This window comes from Saccharopolyspora cebuensis, assembly GCF_039542665.1.
In the GTDB taxonomy this organism is placed as follows: domain Bacteria; phylum Actinomycetota; class Actinomycetes; order Mycobacteriales; family Pseudonocardiaceae; genus Saccharopolyspora; species Saccharopolyspora cebuensis.
Genome location: NZ_BAABII010000012.1, coordinates 229986 through 256180, shown reverse-complemented (window position 1 = coordinate 256180; position 26195 = coordinate 229986). Strand labels below are relative to the sequence as shown.

Sequence of the window (26195 nt, the reverse complement as noted above, 5' to 3'; positions counted from 1 at the left end):
GGAACCGGACGCCCCAGTAGACCACGGCCGCCGGGAAACCCGTGTCGCCGGAGGAACGGGTGCGGCCATACTCGGCGGAATGGATTTCACCACCTTCGACAAGCGCGGATACCGCACCGTGGACGTCCGCGCCGGGTACGGCGAGTGGGTCTCGACCTACGAGGACACGGTCGAGGACGTGATGGACATCGCGCTGCTGGACCGGCTCCGGGTGCCGGACTGGGCCGCGGTGCGGCAGGCCGCCGACCTCGGCTGCGGCACCGGCCGCACCGGGCGGTGGCTGCGCGAGCACGGGGTGGCGTCGATCGACGGGGTCGACCTCACCCCGGAGATGCTCGACGTGGCGCGCCGCCGCGGTGCGCACCGGAGCCTGGCCGAAGCCGACGCCACCGACACCGGTCTGCCGGACGCGACCTACGACCTGGTGATCTGCTCGCTGATCGACGAGCACCTGGGCGAGCTGCCGCCGCTGTACCGGGAGGCGTTCCGGCTGGCCCGCCCCGGCGGGCTGTTCGCGGTGGTCAGCTTCCACCCGCACTTCATCATGGCCTCCGGGATGCCGACGCACTTCACCAGCCGCAGCGGCGAGGACCTGGCGATCACCACGAACCTGCACCTGATCAGCGATCACGTGGCGGCGGCGCTGGGCGCGGGCTGGCAGCTCGCCGAGCTGCGGGAGGGCGTGGTCGGCGACGAGTGGCTGGCGGTGAAGCCCCAGTGGGAGCGGTACCGCGGCCACCCGGTCTCCGCCGCCTACGTCTGGCGCCGGACCTGACCGGCCCGGAGGAAGGCCACCGCGCGGTGGCCGACCTTCAGCGAACCGACCGCCGGGAGCCCGCCCAGTGGCACCCGGCGGGCCCGGCAGCTCACCGCGATCACGGCGTCCTCGGCGAGCACGGCGGCCACGGACCGGACCAGGGCGGCCACCGGTTCGGCCGGGGCTCCGCGCCACCGGGTGAGCTCGCCGTAGGGCACGTCGGTGATCACCAGGTCCGGCCGGTGCCCCGCCACGGCCGGACGCAGCTCGGCGGGGTCGAAGACATCGGCGCGGCGGACGGCTGAACCGATTCCGCGCACCCGCGCGGCCAGCCGGTCGGCGGCGGCCACCGCCTCGCGGTGCGAGTCCTTCCCGTGGGCCCGGTGCAGCCCGGCGAGCTCGTCCCGGCGCTCGCGCAGGCCGTCGGCGGTGAGCAGCGCGAGGTTGCGGCGAGCCAGCGAGAGCGCCGCCTCGTCGATGTCCCCGGCGAGCACCGCGGCGATGCGGTCGGGGTGCAGCAGGCCGAGGGCGGTGAGCAGGTGGCCGCTGCCGCAGCACGGGTCCCAGACCACCGGCGGGCGGTCCGCGCCGTGCAGCGCGGCGGCCCGCTGGAACACCTCGTCGGCCAGCCGGACCGGGAAACCGGGCATCCCGGGGGCCGAGCGCAGCACCTTGCCGCCCGCCAGGTCGCCGTGGTCCTGGCGATCGGTCGCGTAGCGGTACACGGCTCCCCCGGGGCTCGGATACGTCGGCCCGAGACTAGCCGGATCAACGCGCCGGGCAGGCGGGGGCGACGGCGGTGCGGGCGGCGGGCGGCGGATCGACCGGTTCCGCGGCGTCGGCCAGCGCGGCGGAGAGCAGGACCGCGGTGAACATCATCGTTTTGAACAACATTCGACGTCCAGACGAGCCGGGGATGTCCGCCCCCGAGTCAACCGGACCACCGGGCCGGCGGCCCGGGTCGAAAGTCCCGGGTGACCGGGGAAAACGGGCCACCGGGCGGAGGTACCCCGCTGATCGCGGAGCGGGTGATGTTGGTACTCTTGACGTGCAGCGCAGATCGTCGGTCAACGACGACAGGACATCCCGGCGCCCGCGAAATCCGAAATGTATTCATCCAAATGAACGGAACCGCACGTTCCGATCAGGAATGGGTAACGATTTCCGACACGCCGCGGAACGCTCCCGATCCCGCTCGCGGGTCGCGGTGGCAGCGCGGATGATTCTGTCCAGGTCGGAGCAGCCGCGGAGCCGGACGATCAGCCGAGCGCTGAACGAGACTTGTTCGTTATGCGTTGAACGCAACGGGACTCCCGCTGCTCTCCGTCTCCGGAGCAGCGGTGCACGCAAGGGAGACTGACACGAGGACGGGGGAAGTCAGATGTCCGCACCAGGGATCGGCAAAGAACCACAGCTCGCACTGCCCGACATCTCGGCGATCACCAAGTTGCCGAAGCCGGTCAAGGCTCTGGTGTACTTGATCATGCTGGCGGTGCTGACCATCGCGACCATCGGCGCGCTCGGCGCGACGATCGCGATCATCGGGCAGCTCAGCGGGGCGTTCAACATCTTCGCGATGTTCAGTTGACGGCGGTCGAGCGACGGGGCCGGTGACCCACGGGGCACCGGCCCCGTCGCTGCGCACAGCCCGACCCGACAGCCCCGAGGACGCCGCACCTCGCTACGATTCCCCGTACTCGCGGAGCCGGGGGCAGTAGCTCAGCAGGTCAGAGCAGCGGACTCATAATCCGTCAGGTCGTGGGTTCAAGTCCCACCTGCCCCACTCCGCGCCTGATCGGAAAGGGTGGCGACGATCCTCCCAAGATCATCGCCACATCTTTTCCACACCTTATTTCCCGAACCACTCAACCTCGCTCAACGCCTCAGCGGCCTTGCGGCTCGTGACCCGCCTGCCCATGTAGACGTCCTGCGTCGTCGACACCTTCGAGTGCCCGAGCTGATCAGCGATCTCCCGAGCGGTCAACCCCGCCCCGTCGAGCACGGTCGCCACCGACTTCCGGAAGGTCTTGAAGGTCACCCACGGGTACTCGGCCTCCGCCCGGAACTCCCGCCAGCGCGCGAGCGTGTTGTGCTTGTCCCGCAGACCGCCCTTGGTGTTCGGGAACACCGGGCCGTCCAAGTCGTCGAGCGGCACCCCGAACCGCTCCGCCAGCCGCGCGCGCCGATCGCGGAGCATCGAGACCAGCCCCCGCTGGGCCTCGTAGTGAGGAACTTCGGCATGACCCCATGCCGACATCGAGCTAGTCGCCTGGGCGAGCGTCCGAGAACCGGCGTGGTCGCTCTGCTGAGTTGGTCACTGAGCAACCTCAAGCTGGCGCCGTCGGCACAGCTGCCATAGCACCTCCCCGGCTTGTGGTCTAGCGCAGGGAAGTTGGTTCGCAAGTTCGCGGCTTCTCGATGAGCGACGCGGAGGGACCGCAGCGGTGCACTCTACGCACTGAACAGCGACAAGACGTTCCCCGCCCAAGGCTCAAGGTCGATCAGTTGCTTTTGTAAACCCCCCTGTTCATGGGAGGGCCCGCATCGAACCACCGAAGAAGACAATCCCGGCCAAGTAATCCACGGGTTCGGGTTCGACCCCTGGGCCCCCATTCTCCCGCTGGCCAGAAGCCCGAGGAATGCCAGTCGGATCGAAGTTCGCCAACTTCCCGACGCCGGCGACGGCACCACGCAGGCCAAGGTCTCAACGCTCGCGCGGTACCGCTGCCCATACCGAAGTACGTATCGAGGGTTATCAACACGCGCGAGCGGCCCACGCTGATCGGCGATCAGCCGAGCCGTCAACCCCGCTTCCTCCACGACTGCCGCGAGCAACGCCATGGGTAGAGATGCCGACGGAACGCCGAGGCAGTCGGCGACGTCGGCCGGTCCACAGAGGTTGTGGTCCTGGCTCAGTCTTTCCTTTGGTCTGGTAGCGGTACCGCATGGGCGTGTGCGTTTGCGTTCGCCAATGCGCGGCCGATCCGCACTCTTCGTTGGTGGGTGACCGACCGCGGTCAGGTGTGAAGTCCACCGCTCAGGTCTGAATCGCCGATATGGTTGTCTCGCTTGGGACCAACGACAGGTTTCGTGACGGAGGGGGCAACTATGAATCCCGCTATGGAGTCGACGCCGAGTATTGATTACGAGTCGTATCCGGCGCTGTTTCAGGCCGCTGATGCCGCGTCGTCGCGCGGACAGCGGACGTACCTGCGTGCCGTGCGAGCACGATTGATCTTATCGGTGCTGGCTGCAGCTTCGGCGGCGGTCACCCTCCGAGTGGGTGCAGCCGACATCGCTGCTGTCTCTACAGCGTTGCTGTTCGTCAGCGCTTTAGCCACTGGCATGTTCATCCTGCATAACAGGCCGGACAAGGCGTGGTATGCGGGACGCGCTCTGGCAGAGTCCGTCAAGACGCTCACTTGGCGGTACACCGTGGGCGGAGCCCCTTTTCCTCGGAGCCTGACCGCTACTGAGGCGAATCGTCGATTCATCGATCGGCTGGATGCACTGCGCGCTGAAATTGCTGCCGTGCACATTCTTCCGAGCGCAGGTTCGATGATTTCCGATCGTATGCGCGAATTGCGTTCCGCACCCTTGAAGGAAAGGCGCAAAATCTACCTGTTCGGCCGGATACACGACCAACAAGTTTGGTACAGCGGTAAGGCGCAATACCATCGACGGCGGTCCGGGGTGTACCAGGTTGTGATGCTCTGCCTAGAGGTAGTCGGCATTGGTGGAGCCTTGGTCAAGGCCTTTGGGTTCGTCTCGTTCGACCTCGCCGGTATAATCGCGGCATGCATCGCCGCATTTGCGGCGTGGACAGCCACTCGGCAACATGCCACTACTGCCAACGCCTACATCGTTGCGAGTCATGAGCTCGGAGCCATCTGGGAGCGGCTTCGTGAGGACACCGACGAGAATTCTTGGGCTGGCGCCGTCGCTGATGCGGAGGCAGCGATCAGCCGCGAGCACAGCACCTGGCGCGCGTCCCACGGAGAATGAGTCCGCACGACCAAGCGCACCATAGTGCTCAGGGAAAGCCGAGGGGGATGCCCACGTGGGCGCCCTGCCCGAGCGGCCCAGCGAGCTACTACTGACGTGGCCCGTTCCATTCGCGGACGTTCTGGTTGCTCATCCTACTGCCGAACGTGGCGGCGCCAAGGCGCTGCGGCCCCGGGCGGTGCAGCCACTCAACGCCCGGGGCCACCACGCATGCGGGCGACCCGGTCGAGCGCTCCGGCGGCGTCGGATACACCACCATCTCGGACCTGCGACCTCTGCGGAAGAATTGCTGCACGTCGCCGGGCCGCGACATGTACCGGCACACCAGTGCTGGCGTTGCGATTTACGCCATGTCAGAACGGAGGAACATTAGGCCAATTCTTTGCGATCTGCCTGCTCGCCCACTCGGAAAGCTTCTTGGAAACGTCCCGGTGTCCCACTATTTCGCGGAGATCGTCGGGTTTAACTCTGTCCACACTCGCAAGATGCTCAATGAAATCTAAAAGGAACACTAGGTCGCGGGCTTCCGGAGTGCGGCGGCTCCCGCGCACAGAAGGCGCTTCAGCGAATTGGCGAAAACTTCGCTTAACCTCCTGCATCTCTTCGATTATTTCCGCAATGCCGCGAGCTTCGAAATCGTCCGATTGTCGCAAGCTTTGTATATTCATAGTGTACGTGAGTGGCGTCTCGACAGGATTGCCGTTTCTGATGGAATCCACCATTCCAGCCAAAGATTTCTTTGCATTATCAACAGAATCCAAATCGCGGTGGTCGACAAATACAGTCCGCAATCCCTGAATGTCAAACGGAAGCGATTGCCCTTCGGCTATCAATTGAATGAATGGCTTAGCTACCGCATGACGAATGGCTAATTCATAGAAAACATTCGCGTTGTGGTCAGTCAGGTCGGCAATAACAAGGTCACTATTCAGCAATCCATCAATAATCTGTGACGTGATAGTGCCCGACTGATCTAACTGATCAGCCCTTGTGACGGAGTAATTGAGAGGCGTCAGCGTTGCGCTCACTATGTGTCGGAATATCTGATTGCTTCTCTTCCGTTCCGCTGAATCAGGATCCCCGACAGGGCAAATATAGAAGCACGTCTCAGTTCCCATGGCTCCATTCCCACTGCTATCCGCATCCAAGTTTCGTCGCGAGGAACCTAGGATGCGGCTCCCGCCGAGATGGGATCCTACTCGAATCCATCGGCACTGTGTATCCGTTCAGCTATTGAGCGCTGTAACTGCACCGTCCGTCCACTATCGACGGCTGACCATGCTGCGGGGCGGCACCGAAGTGAGCCACATAGCTAGAACCGGCGCCAGCGTCCGACACTTCTTTCCGACCGGTGAGCTCGCACTACCACGCGCCCGCCCCTGTACTCCACAAACCTCCACAAGCGAGGCCATAGGTTCACAAACGACGGTCCCCAACGAGTCTTCCCTACCGCGAACACCACTCGTCGCTCGATACGACGTGCCGCAATGTTGACCATCAGCGAACGCCCGTTTCTAATCCGCGGCTTCGAGGTGCTCACCTGAGTGAGCATTTAGGAGCCCTGGTAACCACCTTGCTGGGATGCTCACCGAGCAGCCCTGAGTTGATACCGTCGGCACGTCACCGTAGCGCCTCTCGCCTGGGCTTGACTGCCTCAAAGCAAGATCATCGCCACACTACATCCCGCGAACAGCGACAGACGCCCCGAACGACGTCAACGCCCGACATGTGCGTTCGTGAACTTCGCTGACCACGGCGGATGGCGGCAAACAACGCTCAACCGAGCTCATGAACGTCAGGTCGTGGTTTCAAGTCCTACCGTGCCTCACTCGGCGTGCGATCAGAAACGACGGTGACGATCGGTTGACAATCCGCACCCCGATGTCGCTTTTTACTCCGCACCGCGCGAACGGACCACGGTGGTGCCCGCTGTGGTAGCAATCCGCGGCGGGGTGGATCGATGCAGTTCCCGGACGGCTTTACCGCCGGGCGCTCCGGGGATTCTCTGAATGCATCGAGCCGCGGCCGAGCCGGGACCGCTGCGCCTCGCGGAGAGGAGATCGACGTGATCGTCGCGACCAGGCTCGCGGTCCTCGCGGCAGCCGCGCTGCTCCCCCTGACGGCCGCTCCGGCGGCCTCGGCCCAGCAGGAGATCTTCTTCGACGACTTCTCCGGTTCGGGCATCGACCGCTCCCGGTGGACGGTGGAGGTCACCGGGGAGAACTTCGGCACCGTCAACTCCGAGCAGCAGGCCTACATCGATTCGCCCGAGACGCTCTACGTCGACCAGAACGCCGCGGGAGCCCAGAACGGCGCCCTGGCCATCCACCCCCGCTACCGGCCCGGCCACCAGGCCCCGGACGGGCGGACCTACGACTTCGTCTCCGGCCGGCTCAAGACGCAGGGCAACTTCGACTTCACCTACGGCACGTACTCGGTGCGGCTCAAGCTCCCCGAAGGCGCGAACGCCCCCGGCCTGTGGCCCGCCGCGTGGGCGCTCGGCAGCGGCATCGGATCCGGCACCCCGTGGCCGGACTGCGGTGAGATCGACCTGATGGAGCACGTCGGCGAGCCGTGGACGAGCACCGCGCTGCACGGTCCCGGCTACTCCGGGGACACCCCGATCACCGGCAGGCAGGACTTCACTGGCACCGACCCCGGCGGCTGGCACGTCTACTCGGTGAACTGGCAGCCGGACGGCATGACCTTCTCCGTCGACGGCACCGCGTTCCACCGGGTCGACCGGGCGCAGGTGGAGCAGTACGGCCGGTGGGTCTTCGACGACCCCCAGTTCCTGATCCTCAACTTCGCCCTCGGCGGCACCTTCCCGCACGGCGTCAACGGCGTCACCGAGCCCTACTTCGGCCTGCCGCAGAGCTCGGTGGACCGCGTCGCCGCGGGCAGCGCCCGCTACCTCGTCGACTGGGTCCGCGTCGAGCAGTGAGCCACCCGGCGTCGTCCGCCGGGGTCGCAGCCGCAGCTCAGCCGAGGAGGGTGCGGGCTCCCTGGAGGGTCATGAACGCGCCGACCGCGAAGAACAGGACCGCGGCGCCGATCTGGATGGCGCGTTCGGGGAGCTTCTTGCCGAGGAGCTTGCCGAGCACCACGGCGATGCCGTCGGCGACGACCATGCCCACCGTGGAGCCGATCCACACCGCGAGCCAGGCCAGCGAGGTGGCCGAGTAGTTGGCGCCGACGGTGATCGTGGCGAGCATCGTCTTGTCGCCGAGCTCGGCGACGAAGAAGATCGTGGCCACCGCGATGAACGCCGAGCGGGTGCGGCGGGCCGCCGTTCGGCGCTCGTCCTCGGCCGTGAGCTCGTCGCCGCGCAGGGTCCAGGCGCCGAAGAACAGGAACGCGAGCCCGGCGATCAGGGTAATCCAGTCGGTCGGGAGCGCGAGGCCGAGGACCTCGGCGATCAGGACGCTGACGCCGTGCACCGCGACGGTGGCGGCGGTGATCCCCGCCAGCACGGTGAGCGCGCGGTAGCGGGTCGCCAGGGAGAGCGCGACCAATTGCGTCTTGTCCCCCATTTCCGCGATGAAGATGGCGACCGCGCTCACACCCAGAGCGGTGGCGAATTCCACGTGAACCCCTTTTTCCAGCGCGGCCGGGCAGCATTCGCCCCGACCCGCGTTCCAGCACCGGGCCGAAGGTCTCGTCCGCCCCGAAGGAGGCTCGCGCGGCCGGGACCACCTGCGTCGATGCGGGATCCACCGTGTCGACCGCGCGAATTGGGGACTACTCCCCTCCGACGCGAGCGACCTTACCGAAGCCTTTCGGCGAACAGCAACGATCCGCAATTCCGACGCGGAATTCCAACCACGGCCAACGATTCCGTTCGGCGCCCCGAAGAAGAATCGTCGGCGATTCGTCCGCGCGGTTTTCGCCGCGGGACAGCTCCTCCTGCGGGAGGGCACCCCGCTGTGGTCGGTCCGAAGGAGCCGTGGAGCGAGCTGTGGCCATGCGCCGGATCGGCATCGTCGACGACCCGCCCGGCGTACGACCGGAGTCGTAGACCGGTCGGGCCCGCGGGTTGATCTCGGGCGTCCTCCCGGCTGGCTACTCTGGCGCGATGCGACGGCTGAACCGGTGGTTCAGGGAGCACCCGATGACCGGTGACTCCCTGCTCGCGGCGGCGCTGTTCCTACCTCAGGTCCTGGAAGGGTTCTCGGGCTTCGCGGCCCGCAGTCGAGCCGGGGTTCCCGAATACCTGGTGCTGAGCGCGCTGCTGGTGGCTCCGCTGGTGGTGCGCCGCCGGTGGCCGGTGGCCGGTGCCGCCGCGACGCTCGTCGCGTTGGCCCTGCTGGTGCTGCTGCAGAGCCCGTGGCCGCTGCGGGCCGCCCAGCTCGCCGCGTGCGTGTACCTCCACACCCTCGTCGTGCACGTCGGCCGGGGCGTGGCGGCGGGGTACGCCGGAGTGATCGGCGTCGGGGTGGGCGTCGAACTCGCGCGAGCGGATTACCAGCCGGTCCAGAAGGTGTGGGTGGCGCTGTTCTTCCTGCTGCTGGCCGTGGTGAGCTGGGTGCTCGGCGAGCTGGCCGTGGCCCGGCGCGCCGAGGTGGCGCAGCGGGTGCACGCGCTGCGGGTGGAGCGCGACCACCAGGCCCGGATCGCCGTCGCCGAGGAGCGCAACCGCATCGCGCGGGAGATCCACGACGTGCTGGCGCACTCGGTGAGCGTGATGGTCAGCCAGGCCGACGGCGCCCGCTACGCGTTGCGCGGCAAGCCGGAACTCGCCGAGCAGGCGTTGCGCACCATCGGCAGCACCGGCCGCGAGACGCTGACCGAACTGCGGCAGCTCCTCGGCGTGCTGCGCGCGGACACCGATCGCGAGGACGCCCCGCAACCGACCGCGACCGCCGTGCCGGACCTCGTCGACCGGGTGCGGGCGCTGGGCAGCCCGGTGTCGCTGGAGGTGGTGGGCGACCTCGGCGCGTTGCCCACCGGACCGGGCCTGGGGGTGTACCGGATCGTGCAGGAATCGCTGACCAACGCGCTCAAGCACGGCGCGGGCGGGATCGCGGTGCGGCTGGAGCACGACGGCGCGGCGGTCACCATCGACGTGCGCAACCTGATCGGCCCCGGGACGGCTCCGGTGCCGGGCGGCAACGGCGTGATCGGGATGCGGGAGCGCGCCACCGCCTACGGCGGCGAGCTGGCGGCCGGACCGGAACCCGACGGCGACTGGCGGGTCCGAGCGGTGGTCCCGGTGGGCGTTGAAGGCGTCCCCGCCACCGGCGCGCGGTGAGGTGCTAGGCGCGCATCGTCTGGAGGACCCGCTTCAGGTGCCTGCCGTCGCCGCGCGGTGTCCCGCCGGACGGCGGGCGACGCATCAACCTGGCCCGGCGGTGTCCTGGTCGTCCCCGATCCGCGCGAGGACCCGATCGCTGAGCACCACGTCGTGGGGTAGCCGTGCGAGCTCGGCCGCGTCGACGACGATCCCGTGCCGCTGGGCGACCCGCCTCAGATCGGCCCAGTGCGCCGCTGCCTCGGCGTCGTAGGAGCGGCCGTCGGGCGGTTCGTCCGGTCCGACCACCACGCGCGCCGTCTCCCGCATCTGCGCCGCTGAGGCCGTGGTCCAGCCGCCCGATTCAGCCCACCCGCGGTCGTCGAGCAGCACCACCCGGCTTCCGTCGACGAGCTCCGCGACGTGCCGCGCCGAAACGGAGATCGTGGTGCCGTCGCCCTGGTCGTCGGCTTCGACGAACGTCACCAGACGGGCCACAGCGGACATGCGTTCCTCCCCCGCGAACGCGAGTTGGGGATGCCGACGACTGTCGGCATCCCCAACTCGCACTGCGATTTCGCTTCGGGAAGCTCCTCCGACTGGACTCGAACCAGTAACCCTTCGGTTAACAGCCGAATGCTCTGCCAATTGAGCTACGGAGGAATGTTCTTCGTTCATCAGCCCTTGACGTGCTGACGGGAACTACTCTAGACCATCCGCTCGAGCGGGTTCCACCCACCCCCTCGTTCATGATCGTCGCAGGTCACGGACGGTGCGCCACGGCGAAGACCCGGCGGAAGCCGAACCAGGTGGTGCCGTCGGCGCGGCGCGGGTGGGCCTCGCGCAGCAGCGGGGCGAGCTCGGCTCGGAAGTCCGACCACTCGGCGTCGTCCAGCGCCGCGCGGACCGGGCGCAGCGCGGTCCCGCTGACCCACTCCAGCACCGGGTCGGGTCCGTGCAGCCGGTGCGCGTAGGTGGTCTCCCAGGCGTCCACCTCGGCGCCGAGGTCGGCGAGCACGTCCGCGTACCCGGTGGCGTCGAGCACCGAGCCGGCGTCCAGCACGCCCTCGACCCGGCCCCGCCACCGCTCGCGGCCGAGCACCTCGTGGATCGCCCGGTAGGACGGGGAGCCGAAGTTCCCGGGCACCTGGAAGGCGAACCAGGCCCCCGCGGGCAGGGCGGGGATCCACCGGTGCAGCAGCTCGACGTGCTCCGGCACCCACTGCAGGACGGCGTTGCACAGCACCACGTCGGTGTCCGGGGCCGGGGACCAGTCGCGCACGTCGAGCAGCCGGGCGCGCACCCCCCGCTCACGAGCGGCGGCCACCATCTCCGGGGAGGCGTCCGAGGCGTCCACCTGCGCCTCCGGCCACCGCCGCGCGAGCAGGCCGGTGAGGTTGCCCGCGCCGCACCCGAGGTCCGCGGCGCGCCGGACCCGCTGGGCTCCGACCCGGGCCAGCAGGTCGTGCGCGGGCCGGTCCCGGTGGTCGGAGAAGGCCAGGTAGTGCCCCGGATCCCACATCACTCGGCCTGGCGCAACCGCTCGGAGACCTGCGCGGCGAAGTCGGCCAGCACCGCGGGGTCGGTGCCCTCCTCGGCGCGCACCTGGAGCACGATGCCGTCCTGGCCGGGCACCTTGCGCTGCACGAACCACGCGCCGCCACCGGGGAGCTCGCGGTGGTGCCGGGACCGGATCGAACCGGTGACCCGCTCGTGCACCACCTCCGGCACCCGCCCCGGATCGGTGAGCCGGAAGCGCTGCGGGGCGTGGTCGCGCAGCAGCACCGCGTCCCCGGCGGTCCCGGTCTCCGCCGCCTCGATCAGCACCAGCAGGCCGTCGTCCCAGGTCGCCTTGCTGATCAGGTGCCAGCCGACGCGCCGCCCGGCGGGCAGCCACAGCCCGAGGCGGGTGGCCAGCAGCGGGCCGTCCGCGGCGCGCCCGACCGCCAGCACCTGCTCATCAGCGGCCAGCTCCCCGGCGAAGTCCGCGGGCACCTCCGCGGTGCCGCTCAGCCGGTCCAACAGCCGACGTGCCCACGTCCTCATTCCAGTCCGCCCATCGCCTGATCGAGCAACGCCTTGCGGTACCCCTCCAGCGCCACCAGGTCGCCGAACAGGGCGTTGTACTCCTCGGGGTCCTCCAGCGGCGACATCCGCTGCACCTTCGACTTGATGTCGGCGATCTGCCTGCTCACCAGGCTCTCCTGCAACCGGGCCAGCACGGCGGAGACGTAGCGGGCGTCGTCGGCGGACTTCATGTCCATCGGCTCCACCGCGAGCTCGGTGAGCAGGCTGCGCCCCACCTGGTCGGTGCAGTGCTGCGCGATGGCGTCGACGAACGCCGGGCCGCTGAGCCCGGACGCGGTGCCCCCGGCCGCCAGGACCGCGCCGTGCAACGCGGCGTAGGCGGGCTCGGTGAACGCCTCGTCCGGCAACGCGTCGTAGAGCGGACCGGCCAGCGCCGGGACCTGCAACGCCGCCTTCAACGCCTCGCGCTGCTGCCAGCGCGGATCGTGCCGGGGCGGGCGCTTGGGCAGGTCCGCGTCGAGGCCCAGCGGCTGCTGCGCCTCCTGCCTGCGCGGGCGGCGCTTGGTCTTGACCGGGGCGCCGGAGGACTCGCGGACCCGGCGGACCACCTGGTTCTCGTCGTTCCAGCCCGCCCACCAGGCCAGCTTCACCGCGTACCCGTCCCGGCTGGCCGGGTCCTTGATCTGCGCGACCAGCGGCACCGTGCGCTTGAGCGCCGCGACCCGGCCGTCCACCGAGTCCAGGTCGTGCTCGGTGAGCAGGCTGCGGATGGCGAACTCGAACAGCGGGCGCCGCCGGGCCACCAGGTCGCGGACCGCGGCGTCGCCCTTGGCCTGGCGCAGTTCGCAGGGGTCCATCCCCTCCGGGGTGATGGCCACGTAGGTCTGGGCGGCGAACTGCTGCTCGCCGTCGAACGCCTTCAGCGCCGCCTTCTGCCCGGCCTCGTCCCCGTCGAAGGTGAAGATGACCTCGCCGCGGAAGACGTCGTCGTCCATCATCAGCCGCCGCAGCACCGAGATGTGCTCGTCGCCGAAGGCGGTGCCGCAGGAGGCGATCGCGGTGGGCACCCCGGCCAGGTGCATCGCCATCACGTCGGTGTAGCCCTCGACGACCACGGCCTGCCTGCGCTTGGCGATCTCGCGCTTGGCCAGGTCGATGCCGAACAGCACCTGGGACTTGTTGAAGATCGGCGTGGCGGAGGTGTTGACGTACTTCGCCTCGATGGGATCGTCGTCGAAGATCCGGCGCGCGCCGAAGCCCACCACGTCACCGGAGAGGTCCTTGAGCGGCCACAGCAGCCGCCGGTGGAACCGGTCGATCGGTCCGCGCCTGCCCTCCTTGGCCAGCCCGCCCTTGATCAGCTCGTCGAGCTCGAACCCCTTGCCCAGCAGCAGCTTGGTCAGCTTGTCCCACCCGGAGGGGGCGAACCCGCAGCCGAACCGGGTGGCCGCCGCCTCGTCGAAACCGCGTTCGGCGAGGTACTCGCGGGCCTTGAGCGCCTCGGGCGAGCGCAACTGCTCGGCGTAGAACTCGGCGGCCAGCCGGTGCGCCTCGACCATCCGGGCGCGGGTCCCCCGGTCGCGCTGCGGTCCCGGTCGGCCGCCCTCGTAGGTCAGCCGGACGCCGGCGCGGTCGGCGAGCTGCTCGACGGCCTCGACGAACCCGACGTGCTCGCTCTTCATCAGGAAGGCGATCACGTCGCCGCCCTCGCCGCAGCCGAAGCAGTGGAAGGTGCCGTGGCTCGGGCGCACGTTGAACGACGGGGTCTTCTCGTCGTGGAACGGGCACAGGCCCTTCTGCGCACCACCGCCGGCGTTGCGCAGGGCGACGTACTCGCCGACCACGTCGTCGATCCGGATGCGCTCGCGTACCTCGGCGATGTCGCTCTCCCGAATCCTCCCTGCCACGCCCCCAGCATAGGGGCTGCGGGATCGACTCCGGTGCGCCGTCCCCGGTGCGGCAGAATCGGTGCGGTGACCACCAGCGACGCCGCCCTGGCCGCCGAGTTCGACCGGCATCGGGGCAGGTTGATCGGCATCGGGTACCGGCTGACCGGCTCGATCGCCGACGCCGAGGACGCGGTGCAGGAGGCCTGGCTGCGCCTGGCGGGGACCGACCGCGCGGGCGTCCGCGACCTCGGCGGCTGGCTGACCGCCGTGGTGAGCAGGCTGTGTCTGGACCGGATGCGCTCGGCCGCGGTGCGCCGGGAGCGCTACGTCGGGCCGTGGCTCCCGGAGCCGATCGTGACCGCCCCGGACCCCGACCCGGCGGACCTGGTCGCCGACCGCGACGACCTGCGGATGGCGGCGCTGCGGGTGCTGCACGAGCTGCCGCCCGACCAGCGGTTCGCCTTCGTGCTGCACGACGGCTTCGACGTGCCGTTCAGCGAAATCGCCGAGCTGCTGGACTGCGCGGTGGCCACCGCGCGGCAGCACGCCTCCCGGGGCCGCCGCCGGATGACCGACGCCGCACCGGCCGAACGCGCACCGCTGCCGGTGCAGCAGGAGGCGCTCGACGCGTTCCTCACCGCGGTGGCGTCCCGGGACGTGGCCGCGATCGGCCGGGCGCTGCACCCGGACGCGGCGGTCTACGGCGACAGCGGTGGCCGGGCCCGGACGGCGCGGCGTCCGGTGCTGGGCCGGGAGAAGGTGGCGCGCTTCGCCGCGGGGCTGGTCGGCAAGTACGGCGATGAACTGCTCGCCGGCACGCGTCCGGTGCTGGTCAACGGCGACCCGGGTCTGCTGGTCCCCGGCACCGGCGAGGCGGCGCCCCGGGTGCTGGCGGTCGCGGTCCGCGACGGCCTGGTCGCCGACCTCTTCGACGTCGTCAACCCGGACAAGCTCACCCGGGTCCGCTGGGACGTTCACCCGCAAGAGTGGTGAGTGAGGGGCACCCTGTACCAAGTCACGTGGTACAGGGTGCCCCTCACCTGGCAAAAGTTCACCCAGGTGGGTGCTGGTGGGGTCGGGTGTTCAGGGCATCGGGGCCCGGCAGGCCTCGCCCGAGGTGAAGCCCTGGGCGGTGATGCCCAGCGCGTGGTTGAACCGGGTGCGCTGGTTCTCCAGCGCGATCAGGTGGGTCAGCTCCACCGCTCCCGCGCGCCCCAGGCGGCGCTCCAGCTCGGCGACCTGCTCGTCGGTGACCCGCATCGGCAGCGCGGTCATGGCGTCGGCGTACTCGATCACCAGGCGGTCCAGCTCGCTGAACGCCGCCGAGTTCCGGTAGTCGTCGATCTCGGCGAGCCGGTCGAGGTCCAGGCCCTCGTTGCGCTGGAGCATGGTGCCGAAGTCCACGCACCAGGAGCAGCCCAGCGCGGTGGCCACCCGGTAGACGGCCAGTTCCCGCACGGCGGCGGGCAGCACCGTCGCCGCCTTTTCCACGGCCAGCTCCGCGACCCCGGACGCCAGCATCAGCTTGCGGTGGTGCGCCAGGACGGCCAGCGGTTCCAGCACCGCGCCGTACTTGCGCGCGCACACCCGGTACACCCAGCGGGTCAACCGGTCGGCCCGCGCCGCGGGCACCAGCGGAATCCTCGGCATGATCGCCTCCTCACCCTCGCGCCCGCCCGTCGCGGGCGCTCACCGGGAGGACGAGGTGGCCGTGCCGGACGTGACAGGCCGGACGTGACAGGTCAGCTCGGATCCACCACGCGGGCGAGGAAGTACAGCGCACCGCTGCCCTGGTGCCGCACCAGGAACAGGAACGGCCGGTCGACCACCACCGGAATCGGGTCGGGTTCGGACACCACGGCGGTGAGCCGCATCATCGCCGCCGTCGCGGCGGCGCCCTCCAGCCCGCTCTCGTCGATCCGCAGCACCGCTTGGTGGATCATCGTGGAGATCCGCAGCGGGGCGTCGGTCAGCGGGGAGAAGTCGGCGGCCGGGGTGAACAGCGCGCGCACCCCGAGGGCACCCAGCGGGCGTTGCAGCTCCGCCTCGCCGGTGGCCTCGAAGCGGGGCAGCGACAGCTCCACCCGCTGCGGCTCGACGGCGTCGAGCAGGGCGCCGAGCGCGGCGCCGTCCAGCCCCGCCTCGGTCCCGGCCAGCTCGCCGTCGGGCAGCAGCACCAACGCTTCCACCCCGCCCGTCGCGGGCAGCGACACGACCTGCCAGCCGTCCCGGGCGGCGTAACCGGTGCGGCGGGTGAACCGCATGGTCGGCACCTCCCGGTCGCCGCCCGGGGCGTGGAAGGTGCGCTCGGCGGTGGCCGCGCGGTCGAAGGCCTCGCGCCAGGAGGTCTTCAGGTACAGGGCGTTGACCAGCGCCGCGACCGTCTCGGAGTCCACCGCCTCGGGCGGCAGCAGCTCCGGGATCAGACCGCGGGTGGTCTCGGCGACGTCGTCGTTGATCTGCTCGCGGGCCTTCTCCGGTTCGGCGCGGAACGGCGCGTTGCGCAGGGCGTTGCCCGGCCAGTCCGCCAGCGCGCGCAGGTAGGACTCCTGAACCGGGAGCTCCTCGTGCGCGTAGAGGGTGTTGGTCACCGCCAGCACCGGCTCGTCGGCCCCGGCGGCGGCCTCCAGCTCGGCGGCGCGGGCCAGCCGGTCGACGACGGCGGGCAGCTCGCCGCGCAGCGCCGCGACCAGCTCCGCGCGGGTGTCCCCGGCCGACGCCGCGGCGGCCAGGCCGAGGGCGCTGGCCACGGAGTACGGCGACCAGCAGAACGGTTGGTCGGCGGCGGGGGCCAGGCGGTGGTGCAGGGACGCGCTGAAGGCGAGGTGGTCGCTCACGGGCCGCTCCAGGTGATCGCTCGGGCTGCCGCCGAGTCTGCCAGCTCCGGCGCCGCTGCGGGGCCCGGCGCCGGTGCCTCACCAAGCGCTCAGCGCAGCGTCTCCTCGATGTCGGACAGGCCCATCAGGCGCAGTTCCTGGATGATGTAGCGGGCGGCGCGCTCGGCGGCGGGGTCCTGCCAGTTCAGCGCACCGATCCAGCCCGCGAGGTCGTCGGAGTTGACGTAGGGCTCACCGCCGACGACGAGCTTCTGGATGTAGTGCCGGTGGGACATCGGGTTCTCCTAGCGGTGCGGAAGGCTCGGGGCCGCGCCGCGACGGGGGCGAAGACGGGGGTGGTGCACACCCCGTTAATACTCTGCGTGACAGTGTGGCGGAAATTCGCAGATCGACTCCGCACTTTCGGGTATACCTCACACCGAGTCAACTCCGACCCGCACATGCGTCCGGTGCCACCGCCACGCCTGCGCATCGGTCAGCGACGCCACCTGGTCGAGCACCACGCGCAGCTTCCCGGCGTCATCGGCGGCCCGCTCCCAAGCCCCGGCCAGCACCGGGTCCAGGCACCCCGGCGCCCGCCGGAGCAACGCCTCCACGAGCTCCACCAGCACCGCGCGCTGCCGCTCCTGCAACCGCAACCGCTGCGGATCGCTCATCACGTAGCGCAGCGCCACGGCCTTGAGCACCGCCACCTCCGCGGCCATGCCCGGCAGCACCACCAGGTCCGCGGCGTAGCGGGTGTGCGGCCCGGGACCGGACCGGCCGGTGGTGCCGGTCACCGCCGCCGCCACGTAGCGGCCGACGAGTTCGCTGGTCAGCCGCTTCAGCGCCACCTGGGACCGGAAGGTGCCGTCGTAGTCCAGCACGGCGGCCACCGCGGGCAGCTCCACCAGCTCGACCGCGGCCCGGTCCAGCCGGTCCACCGCGTCGCCGTCCCCGCTGAAGAAGTGCTTGGCCGCCATCCGGACGATCTCGTCCCGCTCCGCGGCGCTGGTCAGCGCCCGCAGCGAGATCCGGCCCGCCAGCACGCCGTCCTCGACGTCGTGCACCGAGTAGGCGACGTCGTCGGACCAGTCCATGATCTGGGCCTCCAGGCACCGCCTACCCTCCGGTGCGCCCTCCCGCATCCACTCGAACACCGCCAGGTCGTCGGCGTAAACGCCGTACTTGGGTTCGCCCGGGCGCTTGGGCCACGGGTACTTGGTGGCGGCGTCCAGGCCCGCCCGGGTGAGGTTCAGGCCGCGCCCCACGTCGGCGGGATCGGCCAGCTTCGGCTCCAGCCGGGTGAGGATGCGCAGCGTCTGCGCGTTGCCCTCGAAACCGCCGCACGCGTGCGCCAGCTCGTCGAGCGCGTCCTCGCCGTTGTGCCCGAACGGCGGGTGACCGATGTCGTGGGCCAGCCCGGCGGTGTCCACCAGGTCCGGATCCGCACCGAGCGCGGTGGCGATCCCCCGGCCGATCTGGGCGACCTCGAGCGAGTGGGTGAGCCGGGTGCGCGGCACGTCGCCCTCCTCGGGGCCGACCACCTGCGTCTTGCCCGCCAGCCTGCGCAGCGCCGCCGAGTGCAGCACCCGCGCCCGGTCCCGGGCGAACGCCGACCGCTCGTCGGCGTGCGCCGCACCGGGCACGGCCAGCTTGGGCGCCTCCGGCAGCGATCGCGCGAGGTCGTGGTCGCGGTAGCCGGTGGGCGGTGCGCTGCTGCTCATCGCTGCCAGCCTACGGGGGGTCCGCCGCCGCGCCGCGCATTCAACCGAGGCTGTCGTGCATTCAGCCGAGGCTGTCGCCGTCCACCTCGGCGCTGGCGTGGGTGAGCCGGTAGTACAGCAGCGCGCCCGTCTCCCGCACGATGTAGTGCAGCTGGGTCGCCCTGGTCTGCACCATCGGGCCGGACCGGGTGGGCGAGGCCCAGGTATCCAGGCCGAAGTCGTTGGCCATCGTCTTGGCCCGCAGGGAGTGCCACGGGTCGCTGACGATCAGCGCCGAGTCCCAGCCCCGCCGCTCGGCGAGATCGGCCACCGCCGAGATGCTGCCCAGCGTGTCGCTGCCCACGTCGACGTCGGTGATGCGGTCGCGCGGGACGTCGTGCTCGGCCAGCCACTTCTTGCCCGCCCCGGCCTCGGTGTAGGCGTCGCCGGGCTGGCTGCCGCCCACCGTGACCAGGTGTTCGACCATCCCCTGCCGGTACAGCTCCAAGGCGTGCTCCAGCCGCGCCTCCAGCACCTCCGAGGGCGTGCCGTGGTACTGCGCCGCACCGAGCACCACCGCGATGTCGACCGGCCGCCGCTCGTCGAAGCGGGCGACCTGCCACACCCGGAACGCGGTGCCGCCGATCACGAGCACCACCATCACCAAAGCGCCGACCAGCGTCCGGCGCAGCACCCGCGCGCCGCGCGAGGTGGGCCGAGCGGTTCGATGCGGAGTCACCACGCCATCGTGGCAGACCCGGCCACGACCAGATCCCCAGGGCCGCAGGGGGAGGGTGCCACGACGGGACCACTTCGGTTCCGTCCACCGAAGGCCCCAGCCCTCATCTCACGAGAGCACCCGAAGAGGCCCGACACGGCGAGAGCCGCTTCCGCCGAACGCACGCGCCACCGGCAACCGCCGTCAGGCAAGCGGCGAAGCCCGCTTCCGCACTACCCCACCCTCGCAGCTTGCACCGCCGCGGGTTCTCAGCGGCCTTCTCGCGAGGACGCCCTGACGCCGTGTACGTGGTTGTACATCAGGAAGGGCGCCCGGAGCGAGAAGGCCGCTGAGGTTCCGCCACCCGCACCGCCAAGCAAAAAGACCACCACACCCCTAACAACCGGGCAGGCGGGCTGCGAGGTACTCCTCCAGCTTGTCCATCGCTACGCGTTCCTGGGTCATGGTGTCGCGCTCGCGCACGGTCACCGCGTGGTCGGACAGCGAGTCGAAGTCGACCGTGACGCAGAACGGGGTGCCGACCTCGTCCTGGCGGCGGTAGCGGCGGCCGATCGCCCCGGCGTCGTCGAAGTCGACGTTCCAGTTCCGGCGCAGCGCGGCGGAGAGGTCGCGGGCCTTGGGCGAGAGCTCGGCGTTGCGCGACAGCGGCAGCACCGCCGCCTTCACCGGCGCGAGCCTGCGGTCGAGCTTGAGCACGGTGCGCTTGTCCACCCCGCCCTTGGCGTTGGGCGCCTCGTCCTCGGTGTAGGCGTCGATCAGGAACGCCATCATGGGCCGCCCGACCCCGGCCGCCGGCTCGATGACGTAGGGCCGGTAGCGGGAGTTGCTGGCCTGGTCGAAGTACGACAGGTCCACGCCCGAGTGGTTGGAGTGGGTGCCGAGGTCGAAGTCGGTGCGGTTGGCGATGCCCTCCAGCTCGCCCCACTCCTGGCCGCCGAAGCGGAAGCGGTACTCGACGTCGACGGTCCGCTTGGAGTAGTGCGACAGCTTCTCCTGCGGGTGCTCGTACTCGCGCAGGTTGTCGCGGTTGATGCCGAGCTCGACGTACCAGTTCAGGCGCTGGTCGATCCAGTACTGGTGCCACTGCTCGTCCTCGCCGGGCTCGACGAAGAACTCCATCTCCATCTGCTCGAACTCGCGGGTCCGGAAGATGAAGTTGCCGGGCGTGATCTCGTTGCGGAACGACTTGCCGATCTGGCCGATGCCGAACGGCGGCTTCTTGCGCGCCGTGGTCATCACGTTGGCGAAGTTGACGAAGATGCCCTGCGCGGTCTCGGGGCGCAGGTAGTGCATCCCCTCCTCGCTCTCCACCGGACCGAGGAAGGTCTTGAGCATCATGTTGAACTCGCGCGGCTCGGTGTACTGCCCGCGGTTGCCGCAGTTCGGGCAGGGCACCTCGGAGAGGTCGCCCTCGTCGGCCTGCTTGCCGGTGCGCTCGGTGAACTCCTCGGCGAGCTGGTCGGCGCGGAAGCGGTGGTGGCAGCTCTGGCATTCCACCAGCGGGTCGTGGAACGCGGTGACGTGCCCGGAGGCCTCCCAGACCTGGCGGGGCAGGATGACCGAGGAGTCCAGGCCGACGACGTCGTCGCGGCCCTGCACCACGGACTTCCACCACTGGCGCTTGATGTTGTCCTTCAGCTCCACGCCGAGCGGACCGTAGTCCCACGCCGACCGGGTACCGCCGTAGATCTCGCCGGAGGGGTAGACGAAACCACGGCGCTTGCAGAGATTGACGATCGTCTCGATCTGATCGGCGGGCACGGTCACTCCGGAATCTTCGCTGGTCTGCGCCGAACTGGCTGGTCGGCTGGAGTTTCCCAGCGTACCGATGCCCGCCTGGCCGACGGCGCGCCCCCACCGGGTCGCGACGCGCGAGGTGCGACGACGGACCGGGCGCTACCCGTAGGATGTGGGGGGAAGGCGCCCGACGCACCCATCACGTCCGCCGGAAAGGACACCATGCCCGCCGTCAGCCCGGACTCCGCAGCCGGGAACGCGAGTCCGCTGGTCACCGCCGGTGAGCACGTGCACGCCCCGGAGCGGGAGGCACGCCCGGCGCCGCAGCGGGACCAGCAGGCGCTCGTCGAGGCCGGTGAGCTGCTGCGCGCGCTGGCCGCCCCGGTGCGGATCGCGCTGGTGCTGCAACTGCGCACCTCGGAGCGCTGCGTGCACGAGCTGGTCGACGCGCTCGGCGTCGCGCAACCGCTGATCAGCCAGCACCTGCGGGTGCTGAAGTCGGCCGGCGTGGTCTACGGCGAGCGGCACGGGCGCGAGGTCGTCTACCGCCTCGTCGACGAGCACCTCGCGCACATCGTGGTGGACGCCGTGGCGCACGCGGAGGAGAGCGCGGGCCACCGGTCCCGGCCCGCGGCGGACCGACCGAGCGGACAGGAGACGGAGACAGCGTGACCACCGGCGAGCGGCCCGGCGTCGTACCGGGATTGCGGGCCACCAAGCAGCGGGCGGCGGTGTCCAAGCTGCTCAACGAGGTCGAGGACTTCCGGTCCGCCCAGGAGCTGCACGAGGAGCTGCGCCGCAAGGGCGAGGGCATCGGCCTGACCACCGTCTACCGCACGTTGCAGACGCTGGCCGACGCCGGTGAGATCGACGTGCTGCGCACCGGCAACGGCGAGGCCGTCTACCGCCGCTGCTCCACCCATCACCACCACCACCTGGTGTGCAGGCACTGCGGTCGCACCGTCGAGGTCGCCGACCCACCGGTGGAGAACTGGGCCGAGCGGATCGGCCAGGAGCACGGCTTCACCGAGGTCAGCCACACCGTCGAGATCACCGGCACCTGCCGCGACTGCCAGGGCTGAGCGCTCACCGCTCGTAGGGCTCGGCGGGCACCGGGATCGGCCGCACCGCGCCGACCCGCACCGTCGGCACGTACCCGCTGCCCTCGGTGGCCGAACCCGGGCGCAGCCGGCCGGTGACCTCGATCCAGGTGTCCGAGGGCAGCTCCGCCGCGCGCGCCGCCGCGGGACCGGCCAGCTCGACCGCGACCGGCGCCGCGTCCGCCGCGCAGCACCGGATGCGCATCCGGGCGAGCTGCACCGGACCGTCCTCCGGGTGCACCACGAACCCCCGCAACCGCACGTCCCGCCCCGCCAGCGCCCGGCTGTCGTCCCAGACCGCGCGGGTGACGAACTCCGACAGGCTCAGCACCGGAGCCCCCGGCGGCAGCGGCGGGAACAGCGAGGTCTCCTCGGGCGGGCTGGACCGCTCCCCGGCGCGCAGCACCGAATCGGAGCCGAGCGCGGGCGGCGCGACCAGGAAGATGGCCAGCACCGGCAGCAGCAGCATCCACGGGCTGCGGCTGCCGTGCTCGTGGCCCGGTCCGGTGGCGGCACCCCCGGCGCGGACGTCGCGCACGATGGCCACCGCGGCCAGCACCACCATCACCGCGCCCGCCCCGACCAGCCACGGGAACAGCTCCGCCTTGACGTAGCGCAGGTACGAACCGCCGAAGGCGATCTTGAGCAGCGCCCCGCCGAACAGCAGCAGCAGCACGTTCTGCGTTTCCCGGCGCATCAGCGACCTCCCACCAGCACCGCACCGACGAGCACCGCGCAGCCGATCGCGACGGCGAACGTCGCGGGCGCGAAGCGCAGCGCGAACCGCCTGCCGAAGGTGCCGGACTGCAACGCGAACAGCTTCACGTCCACCGCCGGGCCCACGACCAGGAAGACCAGTTGCGGCAGCAGCGGCAGGCCCGGCATCGCGGCCACCACGAACGCGTCGGCCTCGCTGCACAACGCCAGCACCACCGCCAGCACCGCCATCACCAGCACGCCCAGCACCAGTTGACCGCCCAGGGTCTCCAGCCAGGACGCCGGGACGAGCACGTTGAACACCGCCGAGGTCACCCCGCCGAGCACCAGGAAGCCGCCCGCCTCGACCAGGTCGTGCCGGGCCGACTCGGCGAAGACCACCCAGCGGTTCCCGGCCGCGCGGCGCGCCTCGACCCGCCGCAGCGCCCGCTCGGCCAGCCATTCGGCGCGGCCGAAGCGCGCCCACAGCCAGCCCATCGCGCAGGCGGTGAGCAGCGAGCCCAGGAACCGGGCGAGCACCATCACCGGCTCCGCCGGGAACGCGACCGCCGTCGAGACCAGCACGATCGGGTTCACCGCCGGGGCGGCGAGCAGGAACGCCAGGGCCGCGGCCGGGGCCACCCCCTGCTGCATCAGCCGCCGCGCCACCGGCACCGACGCGCACTCGCAGCCCGGCAGCGCCACCCCGGCGAGCCCGGCGACCGGGACCGCCGCCGGGGGGCGGGCGGGCAGCAGGCGGCGCACCGCCGTCGGCGGCACGAAAGCCGCGATCAGACCGCTGATCAGCACGCCGAGCACCAGGAACGGCATCGCCTGCACGCACACCGCGACGAAGATCGTCGAGCCGGTGCGCAGGGCGGGCACGTCCAGCGCGGCGACCAGCGGCTGCTGGAACGCGGCGGCGAGCACGAGCAGCCCGCACAGCACCTCCAGCGAGGTGACGCCGCGGCGCGGCGGGCGGGCGCGGGCGCTGGCGCGCGGCACGGTCTCGGTCACCCGGACATCGTGCCAGTTCGAACTGATAATCGTTCGCAGTACCGCCACTTCACCCGTTCGATACCTGAGTGAGGGGCACCTTCATCCGGCTTAGGGGTCCGTTCAGAATGCGGCGAAGCCGCATGCGGTGAGGCCGTCAGCTTGCACCGCCGCGGGTTCTCCGCGGTCTGCTCGCGGGGACAACGCCGACGCGTTGGTACATCAGGAGGCGATCCCGCAGCGAGAAGACCGCTGAGGTTCCGCCACCCGCACCGCCACGCAGACCATTCTGAATGCGGTCCTCAGTCGGATGAAGGTGCCCTCACTCAGAACCAGGTGATTATTCGCCGCCGGTGCCGTTGTCGACGAACAGCTCGGTCCGGAGCTGGGAGGCGGTGGCCACCACCAGCATCAGCAGCGTGCCCAGCGGAGCGGGGTCCATGCCCTCGGCCGGGAACGCGTAGCGCAGCGTGATGTCCATGCCGTTCTCCGTGCGCACCACGCCGAGCGTGCCGAACAGACCCTGACCCGCGCGTTCGGCGACCGACTGGGCGAGCTCGTCGCTCACCGGCAGGTCCCAGGCGACCACGCAGGTCAGGCTCAGCACGGTGAGCCCCTCGGCGAGCTGCATCGCCTGGACCGCGCACGGCACGTCGGAATGCCGGAAGGTCAGCGCGCCGTCGTCGTCGACGTGCACTTCGTGGTAGGACTCCAGAGCTTCCTTGGCGGCGGTCAGCAACCGCGCGGTGGTGGCGGCCTCCAGCGTCATGAGGTGCCCTCCTGGGCGTCGGGGGTGTCGTCGTCGGTGGCGCTGCGGTCGATCGCACCGCCGAACCGCCGGTCCCGGCGGGCGTACTCCAGGCACGCCTGCCACAGGTGCCGCCGATCCACGTCGGGGAACAAGGTGTCCTGGAACACGAACTCCGAGTACGCGCTCTGCCAGAGCATGAAGTTCGAGGTGCGGAACTCCCCGGACGGGCGGATGAACAGGTCCACGTCCGGCATCTCGGGTTGGTAGAGGTGACGTGCCACGGTGCGTTCGTCCACCCGTTCCGGATTGATCTTCCCTGCCGCGGCGAGCCGGGCGATCTCCCGCGCGGCGTCGCCGATCTCCGCACGTCCACCGTAGTTCACGCACATGGTCAGATTCAGCACCTCGTTGCCCTTGGTGCGCTCCTCCGCGCTGCGCAGTTCGTTGACCACGCTGCGCCACAGCTTCGGTCGGCGTCCCGCCCAGCGGACCCGCACGCCCATCGCGTCCAGCTCGTCGACGCGGCGGCGGATCACGTCCCGGTTGAAGCCCATGAGGAACTTCACCTCGTCCGGGCTGCGCTTCCAGTTCTCCGTGGAGAACGCGTACAGCGACAGCCACTTGACGCCGATCTCGATCGCGCCCCGGGCCAGTTCGAGCACCACCGCCTCACCGCGCTTGTGGCCCTCCACCCGGGGCAGGCCGCGCTGGTTCGCCCAGCGCCCGTTGCCGTCCATCACGACGGCGACGTGCCCGGGGACGAACTCGGCGGGCACCGCCGGTGGCACCGCCCCCTCCGCGTGCGGTGCAGGAGGCTGCACGCTCGGGTCGTCCCGGTCCCGCCCGCGACGTCGCAACATAGGTGAACTCCCCTTCGGCCCTTCCGCCTGGACCGGGCCATTGTGCCGCCCCGCCGAGGTTCACCCGTCCAGAGGTACCGCCCCGGCGCCCTCAGCCCTCGCCGACGCGCTCGCCCGGCAGTTCCGCCCGCTCCCGGATCAGCTCGGGCACCGCGCGTTCCACCAGCGGCAGCGAGCGGAGCTGCCGCTCCATGTACCACTGCAGGTGCGCGGCGACCAGTCCGCTGGCCTCCCGCCGGACCGGGTTCGCCGCCGCCTCGGCCGCGTCCCAGTCGCCGTGCAGCAGCGCGTCCATCAGCGGCATCGTCGAGGCCGACGGGCGCACCGAGCCGGCCGGGCGGCAGCTCCCGCACACCGCTCCCCCGGCCTGCACGTTGAACGCGCCGTGCGGGCCCGCCGCGCCGCACCGGGCGCACTCGCCCAGCGCCGGGGACCACCCGGCGAACGACATCGCCCGCAGCAGGAACGCGTCCAGCACCAGCGAGGCGTCCCGGTCCCGCCCGGCCAGCGCCCGCAGCGCCCCGGTGGCCAGCAGGTACAGCCGCAGCACCGGCTCGCCCTCCTCGGCGGCCAGCCGGTCGACGGTCTCCAGCACCGCGCACGCCGCGGTGTAGCGCCGGTAGTCGTCCACGATGTGCGCGCCGAACGCGTCCAGGGTCTGCACCTGCGTGATGACGTCCAGGGTCCGCCCGGTGTGGAGCTGCACGTCCACGTGGCAGAACGGCTCGACCCGCGCGCCGAACCGCGAGGTCGTCCGGCGCACCCCCTTGGCCACGGCGCGCACCTTGCCCCCGCGCCGGGTCAGCAGCGTGATGATCCGGTCGGCCTCGCCCAGCTTCTGCACCCGCAGCACGACGGCGGTGTCCCGGTAGAGGCTCACCCACC

At 70.6% G+C, this 26195-nt stretch carries 28 protein-coding genes and 2 tRNA genes; 9 read left to right on the top strand and 21 right to left on the bottom strand.

Annotation, left to right across the window (positions count from 1 at the left end; all coding sequences use genetic code 11):
* Positions 1-79: 79 nt before the first annotated feature.
* The gene (locus ABD976_RS18585; protein WP_345364851.1) at positions 80-775 is read left to right on the top strand and encodes a class I SAM-dependent DNA methyltransferase; all 696 of its coding nucleotides are present in this window, start codon (positions 80-82) and stop codon (positions 773-775) included.
* Here the strand turns inward: ABD976_RS18585 and ABD976_RS18580 are convergent.
* Positions 754-1482, bottom strand: a complete 729-nt coding sequence (locus ABD976_RS18580) for an rRNA methyltransferase (protein ID WP_345364849.1) — start codon at positions 1480-1482, stop codon at positions 754-756. The two genes, ABD976_RS18585 and ABD976_RS18580, sit on opposite strands and share 22 nt — an antisense overlap.
* Positions 1483-1525: 43 nt before the next feature.
* On the bottom strand, positions 1526-1651 hold the full coding sequence (locus ABD976_RS18575; protein ID WP_345364848.1) for a hypothetical protein: 126 nt from the start codon (positions 1649-1651) through the stop codon (positions 1526-1528).
* A 487-nt stretch (positions 1652-2138) separates the two neighbouring features.
* Here ABD976_RS18575 and ABD976_RS18570 point away from each other — a divergent pair, with 487 nt between their 5' ends.
* Positions 2139-2345: a hypothetical protein gene (locus ABD976_RS18570; protein WP_345364845.1), complete on the top strand. Its 207-nt coding sequence runs from the start codon at positions 2139-2141 to the stop codon at positions 2343-2345.
* A 120-nt stretch (positions 2346-2465) separates the two neighbouring features.
* Positions 2466-2540, top strand: a tRNA-Ile gene (locus ABD976_RS18565).
* Positions 2541-2606: 66 nt separating this feature from the next.
* On the opposite strand, the gene ABD976_RS18560 is transcribed toward ABD976_RS18565, so the two are convergent.
* Positions 2607-3014, bottom strand: coding sequence for a tyrosine-type recombinase/integrase (locus ABD976_RS18560; protein ID WP_345364843.1), 408 nt, complete (start codon positions 3012-3014; stop codon positions 2607-2609).
* Between the two features lie 863 nt (positions 3015-3877).
* On the opposite strand from ABD976_RS18560, the gene ABD976_RS18555 reads away from it, so the two are divergent.
* The gene (locus ABD976_RS18555; RefSeq protein ID WP_345364841.1) at positions 3878-4762 is read left to right on the top strand and encodes a DUF4231 domain-containing protein; all 885 of its coding nucleotides are present in this window, start codon (positions 3878-3880) and stop codon (positions 4760-4762) included.
* Positions 4763-5115: 353 nt separating this feature from the next.
* Here the strand turns inward: ABD976_RS18555 and ABD976_RS18550 are convergent, their stop codons facing one another.
* Positions 5116-5790 carry a hypothetical protein gene (locus ABD976_RS18550; protein WP_345364839.1) on the bottom strand — a complete coding sequence of 225 codons (675 nt, stop codon included), beginning with the start codon at positions 5788-5790 and terminating at the stop codon, positions 5116-5118.
* Positions 5791-6827: 1037 nt separating this feature from the next.
* Here ABD976_RS18550 and ABD976_RS18545 point away from each other — a divergent pair.
* Positions 6828-7706, top strand: coding sequence for a glycoside hydrolase family 16 protein (locus tag ABD976_RS18545; protein WP_345364837.1), 879 nt, complete (start codon positions 6828-6830; stop codon positions 7704-7706).
* A gap of 37 nt (positions 7707-7743) precedes the next feature.
* Here the strand turns inward: ABD976_RS18545 and ABD976_RS18540 are convergent, their stop codons facing one another.
* Positions 7744-8325 (bottom strand): TMEM165/GDT1 family protein, encoded by a 582-nt coding sequence (locus tag ABD976_RS18540; RefSeq protein ID WP_345364835.1) that lies wholly within the window; start codon positions 8323-8325, stop codon positions 7744-7746.
* Positions 8326-8837: 512 nt separating this feature from the next.
* Here ABD976_RS18540 and ABD976_RS18535 point away from each other — a divergent pair.
* A complete protein-coding gene (locus ABD976_RS18535) occupies positions 8838-10013 on the top strand; it encodes a sensor histidine kinase (RefSeq protein ID WP_425570104.1) in 1176 nt (391 codons plus the stop codon).
* A gap of 84 nt (positions 10014-10097) precedes the next feature.
* On the opposite strand, the gene ABD976_RS18530 is transcribed toward ABD976_RS18535, so the two are convergent.
* The 5 genes from ABD976_RS18530 to dnaG all read right to left on the bottom strand — a co-directional run bounded on the left by ABD976_RS18530 (position 10098) and on the right by dnaG (position 13927).
* On the bottom strand, positions 10098-10499 hold the full coding sequence (locus ABD976_RS18530; protein ID WP_345364831.1) for a hypothetical protein: 402 nt from the start codon (positions 10497-10499) through the stop codon (positions 10098-10100).
* 83 nt (positions 10500-10582) lie between these two features.
* Positions 10583-10655 (bottom strand) — tRNA-Asn (locus tag ABD976_RS18525).
* A gap of 100 nt (positions 10656-10755) precedes the next feature.
* A complete protein-coding gene (locus ABD976_RS18520; RefSeq protein ID WP_345364829.1) occupies positions 10756-11514 on the bottom strand; it encodes a trans-aconitate 2-methyltransferase in 759 nt (252 codons plus the stop codon).
* Entirely contained in the window at positions 11514-12038 is a 525-nt protein-coding gene (locus tag ABD976_RS18515) for a hypothetical protein (RefSeq protein ID WP_345364827.1), read from the bottom strand. The genes ABD976_RS18520 and ABD976_RS18515 overlap by 1 nt, the downstream gene beginning before the upstream one ends.
* Entirely contained in the window at positions 12035-13927 is a 1893-nt protein-coding gene (gene dnaG, locus ABD976_RS18510) for a DNA primase (RefSeq protein WP_345364825.1), read from the bottom strand. Before dnaG ends, ABD976_RS18515 begins: the two co-directional genes overlap by 4 nt.
* A gap of 57 nt (positions 13928-13984) precedes the next feature.
* Here dnaG and ABD976_RS18505 point away from each other — a divergent pair, with 57 nt between their 5' ends.
* A complete protein-coding gene (locus tag ABD976_RS18505) occupies positions 13985-14902 on the top strand; it encodes a sigma-70 family RNA polymerase sigma factor (RefSeq protein ID WP_369774671.1) in 918 nt (305 codons plus the stop codon).
* Between the two features lie 90 nt (positions 14903-14992).
* On the opposite strand, the gene ABD976_RS18500 is transcribed toward ABD976_RS18505, so the two are convergent.
* The 6 genes from ABD976_RS18500 to ABD976_RS18475 form a co-directional block, all read right to left on the bottom strand.
* Entirely contained in the window at positions 14993-15559 is a 567-nt protein-coding gene (locus tag ABD976_RS18500; RefSeq protein WP_345364823.1) for a carboxymuconolactone decarboxylase family protein, read from the bottom strand.
* A gap of 92 nt (positions 15560-15651) precedes the next feature.
* Positions 15652-16746 (bottom strand): serpin family protein, encoded by a 1095-nt coding sequence (locus ABD976_RS18495; protein WP_345364822.1) that lies wholly within the window; start codon positions 16744-16746, stop codon positions 15652-15654.
* Between the two features lie 89 nt (positions 16747-16835).
* Positions 16836-17021, bottom strand: a complete 186-nt coding sequence (locus ABD976_RS18490; protein ID WP_345364820.1) for a hypothetical protein — start codon at positions 17019-17021, stop codon at positions 16836-16838.
* 138 nt (positions 17022-17159) lie between these two features.
* On the bottom strand, positions 17160-18452 hold the full coding sequence (locus tag ABD976_RS18485) for a deoxyguanosinetriphosphate triphosphohydrolase (protein WP_345364818.1): 1293 nt from the start codon (positions 18450-18452) through the stop codon (positions 17160-17162).
* A 61-nt stretch (positions 18453-18513) separates the two neighbouring features.
* On the bottom strand, positions 18514-19173 hold the full coding sequence (locus tag ABD976_RS18480) for a YdcF family protein (RefSeq protein WP_369774670.1): 660 nt from the start codon (positions 19171-19173) through the stop codon (positions 18514-18516).
* 372 nt (positions 19174-19545) lie between these two features.
* Positions 19546-20931 carry a glycine--tRNA ligase gene (locus ABD976_RS18475; protein ID WP_345364816.1) on the bottom strand — a complete coding sequence of 462 codons (1386 nt, stop codon included), beginning with the start codon at positions 20929-20931 and terminating at the stop codon, positions 19546-19548.
* A gap of 198 nt (positions 20932-21129) precedes the next feature.
* Between ABD976_RS18475 and ABD976_RS18470 the strand changes: the two genes are divergently transcribed.
* A complete protein-coding gene (locus tag ABD976_RS18470; protein WP_345364814.1) occupies positions 21130-21579 on the top strand; it encodes an ArsR/SmtB family transcription factor in 450 nt (149 codons plus the stop codon).
* The gene (locus ABD976_RS18465) at positions 21576-21989 is read left to right on the top strand and encodes a Fur family transcriptional regulator (RefSeq protein ID WP_345364812.1); all 414 of its coding nucleotides are present in this window, start codon (positions 21576-21578) and stop codon (positions 21987-21989) included. Before ABD976_RS18470 ends, ABD976_RS18465 begins: the two co-directional genes overlap by 4 nt.
* A 4-nt stretch (positions 21990-21993) precedes the next feature.
* On the opposite strand, the gene ABD976_RS18460 is transcribed toward ABD976_RS18465, so the two are convergent.
* From ABD976_RS18460 to recO, 5 genes are all read right to left on the bottom strand, one after another.
* On the bottom strand, positions 21994-22704 hold the full coding sequence (locus ABD976_RS18460; protein WP_345364810.1) for a TIGR03943 family putative permease subunit: 711 nt from the start codon (positions 22702-22704) through the stop codon (positions 21994-21996).
* Positions 22704-23720, bottom strand: coding sequence for a permease (locus ABD976_RS18455; RefSeq protein WP_345364808.1), 1017 nt, complete (start codon positions 23718-23720; stop codon positions 22704-22706). Before ABD976_RS18455 ends, ABD976_RS18460 begins: the two co-directional genes overlap by 1 nt.
* A gap of 319 nt (positions 23721-24039) precedes the next feature.
* Positions 24040-24468 (bottom strand): YbjN domain-containing protein, encoded by a 429-nt coding sequence (locus ABD976_RS18450; RefSeq protein WP_345364806.1) that lies wholly within the window; start codon positions 24466-24468, stop codon positions 24040-24042.
* The gene (locus ABD976_RS18445; RefSeq protein WP_345364804.1) at positions 24465-25310 is read right to left on the bottom strand and encodes an isoprenyl transferase; all 846 of its coding nucleotides are present in this window, start codon (positions 25308-25310) and stop codon (positions 24465-24467) included. The genes ABD976_RS18450 and ABD976_RS18445 overlap by 4 nt, the downstream gene beginning before the upstream one ends.
* A gap of 91 nt (positions 25311-25401) precedes the next feature.
* Complete coding sequence (gene recO, locus ABD976_RS18440) at positions 25402-26190, bottom strand: DNA repair protein RecO (protein ID WP_345364802.1); 789 nt, start codon at positions 26188-26190, stop codon at positions 25402-25404.
* Positions 26191-26195: the final 5 nt, after the last annotated feature.